The organism is Streptomyces sp. NPDC046900 (assembly GCF_040644975.1).
GTDB lineage: Bacteria > Actinomycetota > Actinomycetes > Streptomycetales > Streptomycetaceae > Streptomyces.
This window is the reverse complement of record NZ_JBEYXD010000022.1, coordinates 40,636-57,161: the sequence shown is the minus strand read 5'-3', so window position 1 is coordinate 57,161 and position 16,526 is coordinate 40,636. Positions and strand designations below refer to the sequence as shown.

The following is a 16,526-nucleotide window of genomic DNA, read 5'->3' as shown; positions in this document are numbered from 1 at the left end:
GCGTGTTTCATGCGGGCACCGGCGGCCTTGCCTTGCTGATCGCGTCGAGCAGTCGTTTCGCGGCAACCGTTGCTCCGTTGGTACGGATCATGCGGGCCATGGCGACCGCTCGTGCGCGGGTCTCGGGGGACAGGGCCGTCGTGAGCGCGGCGGACAGGGACTCGAAGGTCGGAGTCGGCCCGTCGTGCGCCGCGCCTATGCCCAGGTCGGCCACCCGGCCGGCCCAGTACGGCTGGTCCGTCGCCTGGGGCACCACCACCTGAGGCGCGCCGGCCCGGGTGGCCGTCGTCGTGGTGCCCGCACCGCCGTGGTGCACCACAGCGGCCACCCGCCGGAACAGTGCCTGCTGGTTGACCTCGCCGACGAGGAAGCAGTCGTCCCGGTCGTCGATCAGGCCCAGGGCGGCCCAGCCGCGGGCCACGACCGCACGGCGGCCCTGCGCGCGGATCGCCTCGATGGCCACCTCGGCGATGTCCGTCGATGTGCCCATGGGCATGCTGCCGAAGCCCACGTACACCGGAGGTGTCCCGGAGCCCAGGAACGCCAGCAAGTCGGGCGTGAGTGGATGAACGTCGGGCAGGATCCACGCGCCGGTCTGGACGACGTCGAGGTCCGGCGTCTCCCGCCACGGGTCCAGGACCGGATCCGTCGCCAGCCACGGCTGGTCGCCGATGACGTAGTCGCGGACGTTGTCGACCGGTGGCAGGCCGATCGACGCACGGTTCGCGTTGAGTGCCGCACCGAACAGCGCGTTGATGCTCTCGGCGTCCAGGTCCCACAGCACCCGGCTGTCGGTCACCCCCAGCGGGAACGGCCTGCCCGGATACGCCAACGGCGCGTGGTGCGGCGACGGCAGGGTCAGCTGCTGGAAGGTCACGGACACGGAGGGGATACCGAGTTTCTCGGCCACCGACCGCGCGCCCGCTGCGGCCGGCATCACGCCGGTGGCCACCAACGCATCGCATCCCTCGGCCGCCGCCGTGAGCACGTCGAACTGGCCGGCGATCAACTCGGCCGCACGCTCGGGCAGGGATGACGGCGGCGGCGCCCCGGTCGTCAACGTGCGCGCCGACCGGCCGACGGGCACCAACGGCGCGCCGACATCGGCCAACCGCCGCTCGAACTCCTCGTCCGGCGGAGCACACACCCGCACCTCCGCGCCGAGCGCCCGCAACCGCACCGCGAGTCCCACCAGCGGTTCGACGTCCCCACGCGACCCGTAGGTAGACAACAGCACACGTACTTCGCGACTCACCTATTTCCCCCCGGTTTCTGGCTCGGCGGACGATTGTGCAGTACGACCAGGGCCTTGCGGCAAGCCCCCCAGTGCGCTATAAGTTGAGAGTGGCGAGGAGAGGGTTACCTCCTTGCCTTTGCTTTTTGCGGCCCGCTGCAGACGGGCCAGCGTCTCGCGAAGTGGCGGCGCGCCGCGTACGAGGGAACTGTCGACCGGTCCTTTGGCCCAACCCTCGGTGTGCTTGCCGTCCTACAGGATGAAGCACGTGGCCGCGTTGTCCCCGAAGGCTCGTTGAGCACCCGTCACTGCGCCCCGGATGCCCTCCTGGTGGAGGAGGGCCCGCCGCGCCTGCCGAAGGTCGCCCTGCCAGAGGTCGCCCTGGCGGTGGTACGCGGCGGGGGACTGCTTTCCACGGACCGCGGGCCGGCTGCCGGTGAGCACGAACGGGCGGAGTGCCTCTCAGCTCGATGCCGCTACTCGCAGGACGGATTGGCTTTGAGTTCGGCCGCGTACTTGTTGACGGTGGCTATCTCGTCGAGCTCGCCGAGGCCGGGCTGGTACGACGTCGAACCGGTCACTGTTCCGAGCACGGTCAGGTGGATGAAACCCACCGGCAGCTTGCGCCCTTTACCGGCATCGACCCATACAACCGAGTACGGCGGCACAATCGACATTCCCGTATCGGCGTACACGATGTTGGATGTGTAAAAGGGGAAGTTCGCACCCCGAAACCTCTTTCCCGTCGAGTCCGTGAAGGAATCGTCGCGCCCGGGGACCCCGTAGGGTTTGCCCTTCTCGATGTGGTCGATCAGCTACTCGGGAAAACGCTGGTCGAGCTTGTGGTTCCCCACCGTGCTGAATTGCAGGCCGAGCTTGTTCAGCACCTCCACCGTCGGCTCGTTGGCCGGCGAGTCCGCCTCGAAGTCCAACCTGAGAAGTTGTCACCGGATGCGAAGAAGATCGAGTTCTTCCGTCCGGCCCGTAGTCTCTTCAGGTGAGCGGCCATGTACCCGACCCCGCCGACCACGACCTGCGCTCCCGAATGGCCCGTCAGGACGTTGTAACCGGCGACCTCCGCAGGCTGAAGGTACCCGTGCAGGTCCGTGATGTTGAGCAGCTGCACCTCGACATGACGGTCGGGGTTGGGCTCGATCGCGTTCGTCGACGCGTACGCGCGTTCGCCGACACCGGCCCACGCGGGAGTCCCGACAACCGCCGAGACAATCGCCCCTCCGCCGATGCGAAGAATACTGCGCCGCGGGATTCCGCCACCGTGGGACATGCTCACCGACTTCCCGTCCGACACGATTGGTGCCAGCGCGAAGTTATCCGCGTAGCGGGAAATACGAATGAATGCCCAGTGGTCACTCGATGCACGACTCGTGATCCGTACCGGATCCTGGTCCCACCGTCGCGCAGACTGCACGCGATCTGGGCAAGGGAGGCGCCGACCCGATGGGGGCCTGCGGCCATAAGGCGTGGACTAGCCGTGGGGTGCGAACAGCAGGTTCCGCGAGCCCTTCGGCCGAGGCGCCGTCGACGGCACGAGCGACCCGTCGGCTTCGGCGATCCAGTGGGAGTCGTAGCCGAGCGGGCTGAACTCGGCGATGAGCGAATCCAGCGGCGCGTCCGGCAGGGCCTCGAGCATCACGGCGGGCCTGTCGCGCTTCAAGACCTGTCGGGCACCTTGGAGGACCGACATTTCGTGGCCCTCGACGTCAATCTTGATGAGGTCGAGCTTCGTGTCGGCGAAGACCTCGTCGAGGGTGACCAGTTTGATGCGCTTCATCTCGGCGTCGGCGGCGGCATGCTCCAGGGACGAGCCGGTCGAGAGGAGATTTGCCGAGAACCGGACGCTGATGTCGGCCCAGCCCGGCTCGCTCGACACACCCGCCTGGTAACGCTTCACGTTCTGGACGTTGTTCGACCGGACGTTCACCGCAAGTCGGGCGTGGACCATGTCCACCGGCTCGAACGCGTGCACCTTCGCTTTAGGGCTGGCGAGCGCCGCGATCATGGAGAAGTAGCCGACGTGCGCTCCGACGTCGGCGATCGTCGTGCTCTTCGCAGCGAGGCGTGACCACGTGGCGAGGCTGCCGGGCTCGTAACCGAACTTACCGTTCCACACGGTGTCGAGGGCGACCGCGTCGTCGTTCACGCAGAACATCACGAACGGCGGGCAGTACGGAGAGTCGATCTCGACGTAGCCCCGATACGGGTGCTTCTTACGGTGGACGCGGATGATCTCACCCGTGGAGACCGGCCGGACAGACGTCGTGTGGGCCAGCGTGCGGGCGTTCGCTTGTTCGAGTTCCGGGAGTCGCATTGCGCCATCGTAGGAGCCGAACATGGCCATGTCGCGTAGTTCATGGATCCAAGTTGATCGCCCGTGTGGATCGTGTGTGCGGCCGACGTGGGAGGCTGCGGGACGAAACCGGTGGTTTGGGCCCACCCACGTCGGACAGCACACCATGTCGACCTGACAGCGGTGGTCGAGGGACGGGCCGGGGGGCGTCGAATCCGGGCCGCCGACACCTGGGGGAGCCGGCGAACATGGCGGCGTGCCGAGGTGCCGTGCGCGGTCGCGGCGGCGGGTCTGCGACGGCCGGCTCGTGGCCTGCGGTCCGGCGACGATGACATGCGGAACGGGCCATGGCGAAAGAACGAGTGACTGGGTGCGTCCGCGGCTGCGGCCCACGGGACGTGCTCCAGGCGATCGGCATGGTGATGGCGCCGTACGACTACAACCGGGACTTCGTCCCTGGCGAGCCCGAGGTCGAGACGGGGTGCGTGGCGGAGGTGCAGCGATGGGCGTGATATGGGCGGCGACGTCACCGGAATCGGGACGGTTTTCCGCAGTGGAGAAACGTTCGGACGTGAGGGATCTGTCGGATCGCCTCACCGAACTGCGTTTCCGTGGGCAGGGGTACCTCGAAGTCTGGTTGCCAAGCGGTGAGTTTCCTCGATTGGCCCTGGGTTTCCGAGGCGATCAGGCGGTCATCCATCTGTTCGATGACACTGAGGTGACGTCTCTCCTCGTCGGCGATGGCACCGTCGCGGCGGATGTCGCGGTCGACATCCCGATCATGGATGACCTGGCAGTGTTCACTGGTGACTTTGTCCTGACTGTCGACCGTGCGTGGGTTCTCGTGCGCAACTTCATCCGGACGGGGGCGCCTCGCGATCTGGGTGAGTGGTGCGAGTTGTAGGTTCGGCGCCGGCCCGCCGCCACTGTGCGGGGCTCGTTCCGTGCACCTTGCCGAAGGTGCGGGCGAAGTACCCGGCGTCCCGGAAGCCCACTTGCCTGCCGATCTCGCCGATCGGCAGTTCGGTCGCGGCAAGCAGACGCCGGGCTTGTACCATCCGTCGCTCGGTGATCCACGCCTGCACCGTACGCCCGGTTTTTCGGCGTACCGTCGAGGTGAGGTGGCCTGGGGAGATGTTGACCGCGGCGGCCACGTCGCGCAGTGACAGCGGTTGCGGATAGCGCTGTTCGATGACCTCGAACACCTCGGCGAGCAGTTGTTCGTGGTTCTCGCGTAGGTCGCCCACGATGTCGGCAGCGAGCCGGGACACCGCGATCAGCAGCAGGGTCAGGTGGGCCGCCACGGCCTCTCGGTAGCCGTCCTGGCGGTGCGTCAGTTCGTCGTGAAGGGCCTGGATCCGGGCGGTCCATTCGGTCCGCTCCGCCTCGGGCACCCGCATCCGCAGGGCGCCGATCGCTCCGCCACGGACGAAGGGAAACAGCAGCGGGTGCGTGCGCCAGGCCAGGTGGGCGCCGGGGACGTCCGGGCCGAGTACGTCGGCGGTGAAGAACACGCCCCAGCCCTGGGCGTGGGCCAGGTCGCCGGCGTGGAAGTGGCCCATCACGTCACCGGGCGCGACGACGAACAGGTCGCCGGCCTCGATCGGCCAGGACCGCCGGCCGGTGCGCAGCAGCCCGCCGGTGGTCTGGAAGTACGCCAGGCCGGGGAAGTCGTGCGCGTGCTCCTCGAATGTGCCGGTGCTCTCCCAGCTGTGGTCCAGCCGCCAGGTCGCCACGGGCAGCTCGCCGGGTGCCGGCCGCATCGAGTAGGTCGCCGGCCGGTCCCGGCTGGGCGCCGTTCGGATGGTCCGCACCGTCGAATCGTCCCATGGGAGCCACAAATCGGTACAGGTCCGCAGCTCAAGTCGCAGTCAGAATGAGGACATGACCGAAAAACTGTCTCAGCCGCATACCGAGCGGGAGTACATCCCAGGCTTGGGAAAGCACTTCCTGACGCCGCTCTATGACGTGGCGCACTGCGTGTTCGGGCTGCACTCCGTCCATCAGGAGATGATCAGGCTGGCCGCCTTACGGGACGGGCATCGAGTGCTGGACGTGGGCTGCGGTACCGGGAACCTGCTGCGGGCGACCGGTCAGCGGCACCGGAACGTGGACCTCGTCGGGCTGGACCCTGACCCGAAGGCGCTGGCCCAGGCCGGGCGCAAGGCCCGGCGGGCCCGCCTCACCGTACGCCTGGACCGCGGGTTCGCACAGGAACTGCCCTATGACGACGCCTCGTTCGACCGAGTCTTCTCCAGCCTGATGCTGCACCACCTGGACAGCACGTCGAAGGACGCGCTGCTGGCCGAAGTGCGCCGGGTGCTGCGGCCCGACGGGCTGCTGGTCCTGGCCGACGCGGTGCTCGACGAGCACGGACACGTCCATGCGCACGGCCGCGGGCCCGAGAAGGTCGGGATGCGCGGCCGGATGCGCGAACAGCTACGCGAAAACGTCGGCGACGCGGTATCGCAGAAGATCGCCGCGGCTGGCTTCACCATGGAATCAACCCGCACCACGGCACTGCGGATCGGTGGAAGCATCCGCATCGAGGTCGCCTGTCCTAACGTGCGCGACGCCTGAACCTCGAACCAAACACTCCCGCAGAGACAAGGCGCTCTTCAAGGCGGGCTGAGGTGACCTTCTGCTTGGCCGGCTCACGCCGGGAGCGGACGCCGAGTCTCCGGAACGCCTTCCGCAGGTGGGGGTCCACGGTGTGCACGCTGAGGTAGAGGTGGCCGCGATCTCGATCGCTCAGGTGACCTGAAGGCTGGGAGCTGTCCGCTCAGTGCGGTTGGCCAGCAGGAACGCGGCACCCACGGCCCACAGAACGAGCGTCGCCAGCGGGGCGAACACATGGGAACCGTCGAAGTAGCTGAGGTCGGCCACGGCGCGGACGGCGGCGCCGGGAGGCAGGAGCGCGGAGACCGCTCGGGCTCCGCTGGGCATCAGGTCGGTGCCGATCGTTGCGCCACTGGTCGAGTTTCCGATGGTCAGGAGCAGCAACGTGGCGAGGGGGACACCCAAAGGTCCGAGATATGTGGCCAGCGTTTTCGTGGTGAACGCTGCGGCGGCCGCCAGCAGGGCCAGTACGAATGCGAGAGGAAGGAACGGTGCGGGGACGGCGCCGAGGACGGGGCCGGCGATGGTGGCGGCGACAAGGCCTGACGCTGCGGAGAAGCCGGTGATGAGGGTGAAGCGGTGCCGCAGATGCATCAGATTGCCCAACCCCATGACGTTCTGGGCGAGGACGAAGCCGGAGAGGGTCACTCCGAAGGCGACGTAGAACCCTGCCAGGCCGCGTGCGTCGTACTGGTCGAGCGGTACGACGTCGGAGACGGTGACGTGCTGGTCTGCGCCGTGTGCGTACGCGGTGACGAGCTTGGTGACCGCAGTCGTCGTCGACAGGCCGTTCGCGCTCGCGACGTCGAGCTTGAGAGCCTTGCCGTGATGTTCCGCGCCGAGCACGGCCACCACATCCCGATGCAGGAGCGCGTCGCGTGCCTCACCAGTGGAGTCGGCTTGCTGGGCGTCGATCGAATTACCCAGCGCCTGCTGGACCTTGTTCGCCAGCAGTGGCCCCGTGACCGCCACGGGTATGCGGTGCGGCTGGGGATCTCGCGTGAGACCGATGTAGCAGCTGACGAAAGCAGAGACGATGACCAGGCCTATGAGGAACGGCTGCAACCAGGCGCGGACGGGTTTGCGGCGCCTGTGATGCGGCGGGGCATGAAGCTGGGGATGCACTCCGGATTTCTCCATGACAGGGGGTGGATCGACGGCCGCATGGCCGTTCGTGGTGACTCCGCGGGATGGTTCAGCGCCGAGCCATGCCCTCGAGCCGTGCGGCGGTGGCGACGGCCCCGGGGGCCATCCGTGGGTCGAAGGTGACGGGGTTGATGTGGTCGGGACAGCCTTCGGCAGGGCCCCGACCCACGTGCGCGGGGGAGACCTGCCCAGCTGCGGCGGGCAGGTCCTGGACGGTCAGCGGCCCTGGAAGTCGATGGCGGGTCGGGGCAGCCCAGCCTTGAAGGCCTTGACCGCCGAGGCGAGACCCGTTGTGACGTCCTCCGTCTCGAAGAGCGGCATGGCGATGTCGAACATGGCCTCGTCCGCGGCTGAGATCCCGCCGACGGCCCAGGCCCGCAGCAGGGCCTTGTGCGCGGCGTAGGCGCGGGTGGGACCCTTGGCCGCCTTGCGGGCGAAGGCCGTCGCCTCGGTCAGCAGGGCGTCGTCGGGAACGACCCGGTTGATCACGCCGGCGTCGGCCATGACCGCGGCCGGTACCTGCTCCGAGGTGAGCGCCCACTCCGCGGCGCGCGCCCGGCCCGCTCGTTCGGCGACCCGGTAGATCCCGCCGAGCAGGGTGACGATGCCGAGGGTCTGCTCGGGGTGGCCGAAGCGGGCCGTCTCGGCGGCGAAGACCACGTCGGCGCGGAGCGCGAGCTCGAGACCGCCGCCGAAGCACAGGCCGTGTACCGCGGCGATGACCGGCAGCGGCAGCCGCTCGAGCTGGTTGAAGACCTGCATGTAGCGCTCGAAGAGGGTCCGCAGTTCCCGTACGTCCGCACCCGGCCAGTCGACGATGTCACCACCGAAGCTGAAGTCCGGGCCTTCGGCGCGCACCAGGACCGCTCGGGCACCGCTGCGGCCGATCGACTCCAGAGCTTCGGAGAGTTCGGTGGCCAACTGCGGACCGATGCGGTTCTGCGGCGGGTTGTTCAGGACCAGCGTGGCGAGGCCGTCGTCGATGGAGTGGGTGAGATGGGGCATGCTTCGTCCTTGAGATCGTGCCGGCGATGCGGCCCGTGGGGTTGTCCGGTCGTCAGGCGAGGTGCTCGCGGAACCATGCGAGGGCGGCGGCGCTCGCCTGGTCGAACTGCGTGGTGTACGGGTCGAAGTGACCGCCCGGGATGAGCTGCAGCCGCTTGGGTTCGAGCGCACGCTCGTAGGCGGCGAGCGCAAGGTCGGTCACAGTCACGGTGTCGTTCAGGGCGACCACCATGAGCAGCGGTGTGGGGGAGACCCGAGTGATCCAGGGCCCGGGCTCGTACATGCGGGCCGCGCGGGTGGAGCGGACCGTGACCTCGTTCTCCCATACGCCGTCGGGCTTGGGCTGCAGGTAGAAGTCGATGGCTTCCTGCGACCGGTAGGAGGCGGGTACGGCAGGGTCACTGCTCACAATGACCTGGGTACGTGGAGCCTCGCCCCGCAACTGCGCCCGCTCGTCCTCGGAGAAGGCCTCCTCCAGCGTCGCGACGGCGTCCGGTGCGATGCGGCGCAGCCCCTGCTCGTAGCCACTGATGGTCGGCACCTGGGAGACCACAGCACGCAGTCGGCGGTCGGTCGCGCCCAGCACGATCGCGTGGCCGCCGGCGTAGCTCGTACCCCACAGTCCGATCCGGCCGGCGTCGACCTCGGACCGGCTCTCCAGGTAGGAGATGGCCCGCCGCCAGTCGGCGATCTGCCTCCAGGGGTCGACGTCCTGCCGCGGCTGGCCGTCGCTGGCCCCGAAGGTGCGGTGGTCGTGCAGCAGAACGACGAACCCGTCCTCGGCGAAAGCCTGCGCGAAGGGCTCAAGGCCGTGCTCCTTGACCCCGGCGTAGCCGTGGGCCATCGTGATCGCCGGATGGGGGCCTGGCCCGTCCGGCAGGAAGAGCCAACCGCGCAACGTGACTCCGCCGTCGGCTTCGAACTCGACAGTCTGACGCTCAACCATGAATAACCTTCCTGAGGAAAACGGGACTCAGCCCTGGTGGAAATGCTCGGGGTCGACCACGCCGCGCAGACGTTCCCGCAACTCCGCCGGTCGTCTTGAGTTCGGCGGTCAGCGGATCCCAGACGTACTGGTCGTCCAGGAAGCCGTGGGCGAACACCAGGGCGAGGTCGCCTTCGCCCTGCCGGCGGAACCGCACATCGGTTGCCCCGATCCGTTCAGTCCTCATCGCGGTGTCACTTTCCGGGGGCAGGCGTCGTCGCGCCCGAGGGGGACCATTCCTTGGTGTCCAGCGGGGACCAGTCGGCCGTCTTCGCGTCCAGGCGCGCCATCCGTCGGCCCTGTCTTGCCAGGAGCAACTCCTGGTCCAGGGGCGTGGTGAAGACGTTGTCGACCAGGGTGTACTCGCCGGCGAGGCGGCCCACGGCCGGTAGTGCGGCGGTGTCGATCCGCCCGCGATCGAGGTAGAGGTCGTCCCTGACGTGGAAGCGCACCACCCGGCCCCACACCACGTGATCGACGCCGTCGTCCCCGACCGGAATGATGCGGTCGACGACGCACTCGAACGAGATCGGCGCCTCCTTGATCCGCGGCGGGCGCACCACTTCGGAAGGCTCCTTGGTCAGCCCCAGCGCCGTGAACTCATCCACGTCCCGGTCGAACTCGAACGCCGAATGGTGCAGGGCATCCGCCTGCGGCAGCGTCGCGAGGTTGGTGACGAATTCGCCCGTGTCACGGATGTTGACGAAAGTGTCCTTCAGGGTCACCCCATCCGCCTTGGGCTGCAGGCTGATCGACACCATGGGCGGCTTCCGCCCGACCGCGGTGAAGAACGAGATGGGCGCGAGGTTGGCGACGCCCTCGTCGGACACCGTGCTGACCCAGGCCACGGCCCGCGGAATGATGCTTCCGATCAGCAGTTTGTATGCGTGAGTGGCGTCGAGCTCCGCAGCGTCGATGATCATTCGAGGCCCTCCATCGATTGAGGCGCGGCGCATGGACAGCGCTGTGTGCCGTACGGCCATGACCGGTGAAGCGGCTCGTCATGGCGGCGCTGGCCGGAGGCCGGGGGCGGTGCTCGGTATCGAGCCCCTATGACATAAGCGTAAGCGCGTTACTTATGTCGTGCAAGGAGGAGTGATCCAGTAGACTTCGTTTTCAAGAGGGACCAAGGAAACAAATGGGAAATGACCGCACCGTGATTGCCTCTAACAGAAGGGGTGTGGGCGGAGTGTCGTCGCCAGGTCGTGAGAGGAGCAGTGGCTTATGAGGATCCTGGTGGTGGGTGCCGGTGCGACCGGCGGTTACTTCGGAGCCCGGCTCGCCCAGGCGGGCCGGGACGTGACCTTCTTGGTACGGGCGGAGCGCGCGGAGCGCTTGGCACGGCGGGGACTGCGGATCATCGGTCTGGGGGAGCAGACAGTCCTCGCTCCCCGCACGGTGCAGGCCGGCGATATCGATGGCCCTTACGACGTGGTCCTGCTCTCCGTCAAAGCCACCGGATTGGAGCCGGCCATTGATGACATGGCAACCGCGGTCGGTCCGAACACGCTGATCGTCCCGTTCCTCAACGGGATGCGCCACATCGACGCCCTGGCCGCACGGTTCGGTGGCGAGACAGTGCTCGGCGGTGTGGCGAAGGTGGTCACCACAGTCGATGACAACGGCGACATCGTCCGGCTGGCCGATCTGCAGAGTCTGCGCTACGGCGCTCGGGACGAGACCCCCCCGGCGCGACTGGAGGACCTGCACCGATCCCTCAGCGACGCCGGGTTCCCGACCGGGCTCTCCGATGACATCGATGGAGAGATGTGGGCCAAGTGGGTCTTCATCGTGGCGGTGAGCGCGGTGACCTGCCTGATGCGGGGATCGGTGGGCGAGGTCGTGGCCGTCCCCGGCGGGACTGCCTTCGCCGAAGGCGTGGTCCAGGAGAGCGCGTCCATCGCCGCTGCCGCCGGCCACCCTGTGCCTGATGCGGACCTTCAGCAGACGCTGGCGACCGTCACGGCAGCCGGCTCTTCACTCACCTCGTCCCTCTACCGCGATGTGACAGGCGGCCGCAGTGCCGAGGTCGAGCACATCTTCGGGGACCTGGTCTCCCGCGCTGAGCGGCTCGGGCTGGACGTTCCGCTGCTGGATCTGACCACGATGCATCTCCGCGTGCACCAGCACCGGATCGAGAGCGCCGGCTCCGCCTGAACGCTCCATACGCGTGGGGGCTGCCCGCCGAAACTCTTCGGTGGGCAGCCCCCACGCTGTTGACATGCCAAAGGGCGCCTACGAAGTGCTCTGGGCGCGCTGCCTGGCGCGGTAGGCCCGCAGATTCGCCGCGTTCCCGCAGACCTTGACGTCGTGCCAGACTCCGCTGTTGTTGCGCGACCGGTCGAAGAACACCGTCCCGCACCGCTCGTTGCGGCACAGCTTCAGTCGCTGCCAGTTGCCGGCCTGCTGGGCCTGGAAGATCTCGATCAGAGCCAGTGCCGCGACCCGCCGCCAACCGGTGCCGCGCGGCTCCGGTCGCACTTCCCCGTTCCCGCCGAGCTGCATCGCGATGGCCGCGGTGTGCAGCGGCGGAAGCGCGTCGTCGCGGCCCTGCCCCGTAGCCCGGCGCAGATCGTCCCGGAAGGCACGAAGCTCCTCCTGGTCGTGCGGCTCGAGTTCGATTCCGGCCACGGCCGCGCCGGTGGCCTCGCTCCACTGCACCAGCGCCCGATCAAGCCAAGCCTGGGCCTCGCCGGGATCCGCCAGCAGGTCCGCGGCGCGGGGCTTGCCGGCGGAGATGGTGTTCATGAGGTCCTGGACGAAGCCGAGCCCGCCCGGTGCCGACTCAGTGCCGTAGCGAACCGTAGCTGGCCAGCCCATTCGGATCACTCCTCGCAGTCGATGCGTATGTGAGCGACATAAGCATACAACTTTTATCTATTTTTGGGAGAGGCTAGTGGGAGTGAGGTCAATATGGGCGGTGCCTTGGGTGCGGCACGATCAAGGCAACCGGGTATCGAAGATCGACGTTACCCTCAGTGACATAAGGAACGCGATGTAGCGTATTTCGATTCGCCCGCGTGCAGTGTCGCTCGCGCGCGCCTTTCGTGCCAGGCGGTGTCCAAAGGCGTGGTGACGGCTTTCCAGCCTGTCGACGCGACGGCGGACTCGGAGGTGGCATGCCGATCCAACCGGGCGGGACTCGCTGGGCACGGAGGCAAGCGTGACGCCGCCAGGCAGGTGTCGCTGACGGGTCCCTCCGGCCTCACCCCGGTTCGGCGAGGTGTTCACAGAACCACTCGGCGGCGGCTTCACTCGTCGGCTTGAAGGCCGCGACGCAGGAGTCGAAGTGGTCACCGTGGAACATCCTCAACCGCTTGGGCTCCAGAGCACGCTCATATGCTGCGAGTGCGAGATCGGTGGGGGTGACGGTGTCGGTTCGCCCCACGACCATCAGCAACGGCGTCGGTGAGACGCGGGTGACCCACGCGTCTGGTTCGTACATCTGCGCTTTGCGTGTGGACCGCAGCGTGATGTGCTTGGGTTCTTCGACGGAGGGCGGCAGCGAGAAATGGGCGTCGGACTCCGCCATGGCCCGGGAATGGTAGGCAGCTTGCACCTCGGGATCGAGGCTGTTGAGGAGCTGATACGCGGGCTGCTTGCCCGCCAGTTGCGCACGTTCGTCGTCGAACAGCTCCTCCTGTGCGTGATCGCGGTAGGCCTCCAGTGTCTCGCCTCGGCGGTGGGGCTCCGGCGGCACCGTTTGGTGGAGACTCACCGGGATCGACACCCACCCTGGGCACTCCAGGTGGTTGATGACGCCTTGCCAGGGCTCGGCGTTGTCCTGGAAACCGTGGATGAACACCAAGTCGCCGGTGATGATGTCCGAGCCCTGTGGCTGCTCGCCCTCGGGCCCGTCCTGCGGCGAGTAAGTCACCGTGCCACCTCCTTCCTCCCGTGCCACCCGTGCCTCCCGTGCGCCGGGGCGCCTGGGCGCCGACCCCCTGTTCTTGGGCCTCGGTGCTCGGCCTGATGGACGACAGCGCTCCATTACCTCCTGACTCTCTTCCGTCAGCGGCCGACCCTGGGTGGCGCCTGCGGCTGCAGCGGGTCCGCCTTCCGTGTATGCTGCCGGCCCGCCCAGGGAACGGAGCCCCTCCCCAACTCGGTCTGATGACCCGAGTGGGGCGTGTTGCGAGCTACTGCATCGAGGCCGGGAGGATGTCGGCTCGGGCTTGACCGGCCGACTTGCCCGTCCGTTTCTGGACATGCAGCGCTGACGCCGGCAGCCGTGTGGAAAATCCCTCTCCCGGCGTCTGCGGCAGCCCGCACGCCGGACCTTCTTCTGGTGGGCAGGTTTGCATAGCGCAGACGGCTGACCGCGACTGACCGCGCTACATATTTCCGGGGACAAGGAATACCTTTCCTTGTCTTCCCTTCTCCTCGGCCTGGGTGACGGCTTCATGGATCTGGTCGAGGGAGTACTTGCGCCCGGGAGACGTTTCCACAATCCCCTCGCGCATAAGGTCCGCGATGTCCAGACTCAACTGCTCTCGTTGCGCATCTGTGAGCCTCGGAAGCCAGTATCCCAACCAGTAGACTTCCAGGGTTCGTCGACCCGCCAGGATGTAGCGCGGGTCGTCGCCGATGCGGATCGGCTCACGGGTGAGGGAGCCGTAGACCAGCATGCGCCCATCCTCGCTGAGTGATTTGAAGATCTGGGTGCCGGTTTCTCCTACCACAGGATCGATGGCGTACTTGACGCCTTCGGGGTCGATCATTCTGCGTACTTGTTCGTCGATCGGCCCTTCGGTGGACACGATGACGACATCCGCACCGAGGCGTTCCAGTTCTGCTGCTGACTCGCGTCTGCGGACGATGTTCACGGTACGGATGCCATCACGCTTGGCCAGTCTGATGATCATGCGTCCCAATTCGGACCCGGCCCCTGACTGGAGCAGCCATTCCCCTTTGGGTACCGCCAGTACATGGCGGACCATAAGGATGGCGGAGGCCGGGTTGATGACGAAGGATGCCACCTGGTCATCGGGTATTTCATCTGGTACGAGGAACAACTCGCTGGCCGGGACGACGGCGTATTCGGCCCAGTTGCCTCCCGGTCCATTGACGACCGATACCCGCTGCCCTTCGGCGACGTCTTTGACGCCTTGCCCCACGGTTTCCACTATGCCGACACCCTCGAACCCGGTCGGCGCCGGGAAATGTGCCTCGACGCCCGCGTAGTATCCCCGCACATACAGGAGATCAGACGGATTTACCGGTGTCTCCAGGATGCGGACCCTCACCTGTCCCTCTCCGGGCACCGGAACAGGCACATCTTCGACGGAAAGGACCTCGGTCGGCTCTCCGTGCTGGGCGAATCGGATCGCTTTCATTCTCGGACTCCTGCACGTGGCGTCACCTATATAGGTGACGAATTGATCATCACATGTATAAGTGATGCCCTGCCACCGATCTTGTTCACCTTCGGCGTTCGGGTGCTGCGGAGTGGCCAGGAACTACACTCGCGGTGCCCGCCCGGGCGAATATTCATCGGCAAACGTTTCCATCTAGTGACGATAACTCTCGTGGCTGTGAGGCGCATGCGGGGTCGTGCAGGCGGTCACCGCAATTGCAGCGGTCGCGACAGTTTCCAGTGCGATAGGGATGTTCGGGAGAATTTCCTGAATTCCGCACGGCATTACTCTGCCGGCGGTCCGAACCGATGGAGATCGCAGTGCGACCACTCGATTACTTCCCGCGGTTGATGAACATTTCCGCAGTGCCTGGCGTAGTGGGCCGGCCACGAGGCCGGTTGCTGGTCAACCTTTGGCAGACCTGGCCGATCCCCAGAGCGCGCCCTGGTTGACCCGGGACGGGTGCAGTTCCAGCATGCCGCGGTAGAGGTCGAGGGTGGTCGTGGTGCGCTCCGCGACCGTCTCGAAGTCGCGGATGTACTGCCGGGTCTCGGCGATGGTCTGCGGGGCGTCGGGGCGATCGGGGCGCTTGTGTCCTGCGACAACCGTCTGCGGGTTCAGCGCGTCGATGGTGTCCAGTGCGTCGAGCCAGGCTCGACGGCCCTCGGCGGGCGATTCGGCGAGGTAGAGGTGGACATCGTTGTAGACGGCGTCACCGGCCACAACCAGCCGGATCGACGGCACGTGCAGGCAGGTGGTGTCGTCGGTATCGGTGTGCCCAAGCTCCACCACGACGAGGTCGTTGCCCTCCAACTCCAGCCGATCGCCGCCCAGCGGCTCGGCCGCGACCAACCTGTCGGGGATCTGGCCCGGGAAGCGCGTGTTCCAGTACGACGCAACGAACTCCGGTGTCATCTGCTTCTGCATCTGGTCCACCGTCGCCGGCGTGGCAAACGCCTGGGCATGCGGGAAACGCTCGAGAAGAGTGCCCAGCCCGAACCAGTGGTCACCATGCCCGTGGGTCACGAAGACCGTTGTGAGGGTCTTACCGCTCGCGGCGACCCAGTCAGCGAGCCCACTGGCCTGCTCGGTGGTCATCAGCGCGTCGACCAGCACCGCGTCGCGCTCGCCTGCGATGAGCGTAGCCGCGATCGGCGACCACATACGTTTGGGAAGGTCGGGCGGCAGGTCCGAGATCTCGGTGGGGATCGACGGGCCTACGTGGACACTCCAGCTCAGGGATGCTCCGGGCATGATCAGTTCCTGGTGGTGTAATTGCCCGTAGGACCGCTATGCGCGGGCAGAGGGGACGCCGGCAAACGTGCCTGGCCAGTACGGAATCAAGTGATTCACAAAGACCACATCTACTCCCTTGCGGAGGCTGCATCAAATGGATGCCGCGAAGGGTACGGGGTGGTCCGACGGTACATAGAGGGGTGATCTGGCGATGGCAGCCTGCGGTTGCCGGCCGACAACCTGTGGCCTGGCCGCGACTCCATGGCGTTCTGCAGGCGCCCCTTCGAGACCGCTGCCTGCCGATGGGGCGCGACGCCAGTTGGCAGACCAGAGACCATGTGGGTCGCAGGCCTGTGCAGTCAAATAGCCACTGCCGGGCGGTAGTTCGGGTGCCCATATGCCGTACGGACCAGGGGTTGTCGTTCGCCCAGTTGAAGCGCTGCTTGTGCGATTGCGGAGTCGGTGTGGCGGCCGGCGAACAGCTACCACTCACGTGACCTCAGGCGAAAACAAGGAGCCGTCGCGACTCCTGCAGGCGGGGACCGGCGGTGACCGCGGACCGCTGCGCGTAGTTCTGCACATTGGAGACGCGCGACGAACGCACTTCTACCGGCGCGAGATCCGAGCCCGGACCGA

16 protein-coding genes are annotated in these 16,526 nt (G+C 67.1%); 4 read left to right on the top strand and 12 right to left on the bottom strand.

Annotated features, from left to right (window positions below):
• Positions 1–7 precede the first annotated feature (7 nt).
• From ABZ904_RS22445 to ABZ904_RS22435, 3 genes are all read right to left on the bottom strand, one after another.
• Positions 8–1,237 carry a glycosyltransferase gene (locus tag ABZ904_RS22445; protein ID WP_361825292.1) on the bottom strand — a complete coding sequence of 410 codons (1,230 nt, stop codon included), beginning with the start codon at positions 1,235–1,237 and terminating at the stop codon, positions 8–10.
• Between the two features lie 473 nt (positions 1,238–1,710).
• Positions 1,711–1,929 carry a hypothetical protein gene (locus ABZ904_RS22440; protein ID WP_360997002.1) on the bottom strand — a complete coding sequence of 73 codons (219 nt, stop codon included), beginning with the start codon at positions 1,927–1,929 and terminating at the stop codon, positions 1,711–1,713.
• Between the two features lie 791 nt (positions 1,930–2,720).
• Entirely contained in the window at positions 2,721–3,563 is an 843-nt protein-coding gene (locus ABZ904_RS22435) for an FkbM family methyltransferase (RefSeq protein ID WP_361825241.1), read from the bottom strand.
• Between the two features lie 326 nt (positions 3,564–3,889).
• Between ABZ904_RS22435 and ABZ904_RS22430 the strand changes: the two genes are divergently transcribed.
• Positions 3,890–4,054: a hypothetical protein gene (locus ABZ904_RS22430; RefSeq protein ID WP_361825239.1), complete on the top strand. Its 165-nt coding sequence runs from the start codon at positions 3,890–3,892 to the stop codon at positions 4,052–4,054.
• Positions 4,045–4,446, top strand: a complete 402-nt coding sequence (locus ABZ904_RS22425) for a hypothetical protein (protein WP_359407824.1) — start codon at positions 4,045–4,047, stop codon at positions 4,444–4,446. The genes ABZ904_RS22430 and ABZ904_RS22425 overlap by 10 nt, the downstream gene beginning before the upstream one ends.
• Here ABZ904_RS22425 and ABZ904_RS22420 read toward each other — a convergent pair.
• A complete protein-coding gene (locus ABZ904_RS22420) occupies positions 4,397–5,356 on the bottom strand; it encodes an AraC family transcriptional regulator (RefSeq protein ID WP_361825237.1) in 960 nt (319 codons plus the stop codon). The genes ABZ904_RS22425 and ABZ904_RS22420 overlap by 50 nt on opposite strands.
• A 70-nt stretch (positions 5,357–5,426) precedes the next feature.
• Between ABZ904_RS22420 and ABZ904_RS22415 the strand changes: the two genes are divergently transcribed.
• A complete protein-coding gene (locus ABZ904_RS22415) occupies positions 5,427–6,122 on the top strand; it encodes a class I SAM-dependent methyltransferase (RefSeq protein ID WP_361825235.1) in 696 nt (231 codons plus the stop codon).
• Between the two features lie 171 nt (positions 6,123–6,293).
• On the opposite strand, the gene ABZ904_RS22410 is transcribed toward ABZ904_RS22415, so the two are convergent.
• The 4 genes from ABZ904_RS22410 to ABZ904_RS22395 all read right to left on the bottom strand — a co-directional run bounded on the left by ABZ904_RS22410 (position 6,294) and on the right by ABZ904_RS22395 (position 10,220).
• Positions 6,294–7,286 carry a hypothetical protein gene (locus tag ABZ904_RS22410; RefSeq protein WP_361825233.1) on the bottom strand — a complete coding sequence of 331 codons (993 nt, stop codon included), beginning with the start codon at positions 7,284–7,286 and terminating at the stop codon, positions 6,294–6,296.
• 237 nt (positions 7,287–7,523) lie between these two features.
• Positions 7,524–8,312 carry an enoyl-CoA hydratase/isomerase family protein gene (locus ABZ904_RS22405; protein WP_361825231.1) on the bottom strand — a complete coding sequence of 263 codons (789 nt, stop codon included), beginning with the start codon at positions 8,310–8,312 and terminating at the stop codon, positions 7,524–7,526.
• Positions 8,313–8,364: 52 nt separating this feature from the next.
• Positions 8,365–9,258, bottom strand: a complete 894-nt coding sequence (locus ABZ904_RS22400) for an alpha/beta hydrolase (protein ID WP_360997016.1) — start codon at positions 9,256–9,258, stop codon at positions 8,365–8,367.
• A gap of 233 nt (positions 9,259–9,491) precedes the next feature.
• Positions 9,492–10,220, bottom strand: a complete 729-nt coding sequence (locus ABZ904_RS22395; protein ID WP_359407806.1) for a flavin reductase family protein — start codon at positions 10,218–10,220, stop codon at positions 9,492–9,494.
• A 301-nt stretch (positions 10,221–10,521) separates the two neighbouring features.
• Between ABZ904_RS22395 and ABZ904_RS22390 the strand changes: the two genes are divergently transcribed.
• A complete protein-coding gene (locus ABZ904_RS22390) occupies positions 10,522–11,454 on the top strand; it encodes a ketopantoate reductase family protein (protein WP_359407803.1) in 933 nt (310 codons plus the stop codon).
• Between the two features lie 78 nt (positions 11,455–11,532).
• Here ABZ904_RS22390 and ABZ904_RS22385 read toward each other — a convergent pair whose 3' ends face one another.
• From ABZ904_RS22385 to ABZ904_RS22370, 4 genes are all read right to left on the bottom strand, one after another.
• Positions 11,533–12,117, bottom strand: coding sequence for a CGNR zinc finger domain-containing protein (locus ABZ904_RS22385; RefSeq protein WP_359407800.1), 585 nt, complete (start codon positions 12,115–12,117; stop codon positions 11,533–11,535).
• 385 nt (positions 12,118–12,502) lie between these two features.
• Complete coding sequence (locus ABZ904_RS22380; protein WP_360997023.1) at positions 12,503–13,174, bottom strand: alpha/beta hydrolase; 672 nt, start codon at positions 13,172–13,174, stop codon at positions 12,503–12,505.
• A gap of 457 nt (positions 13,175–13,631) precedes the next feature.
• The gene (locus ABZ904_RS22375; RefSeq protein WP_359407795.1) at positions 13,632–14,633 is read right to left on the bottom strand and encodes a zinc-dependent alcohol dehydrogenase family protein; all 1,002 of its coding nucleotides are present in this window, start codon (positions 14,631–14,633) and stop codon (positions 13,632–13,634) included.
• A 426-nt stretch (positions 14,634–15,059) separates the two neighbouring features.
• Positions 15,060–15,908 (bottom strand): MBL fold metallo-hydrolase, encoded by an 849-nt coding sequence (locus ABZ904_RS22370; protein ID WP_360997027.1) that lies wholly within the window; start codon positions 15,906–15,908, stop codon positions 15,060–15,062.
• Positions 15,909–16,526 lie beyond the last annotated feature (618 nt).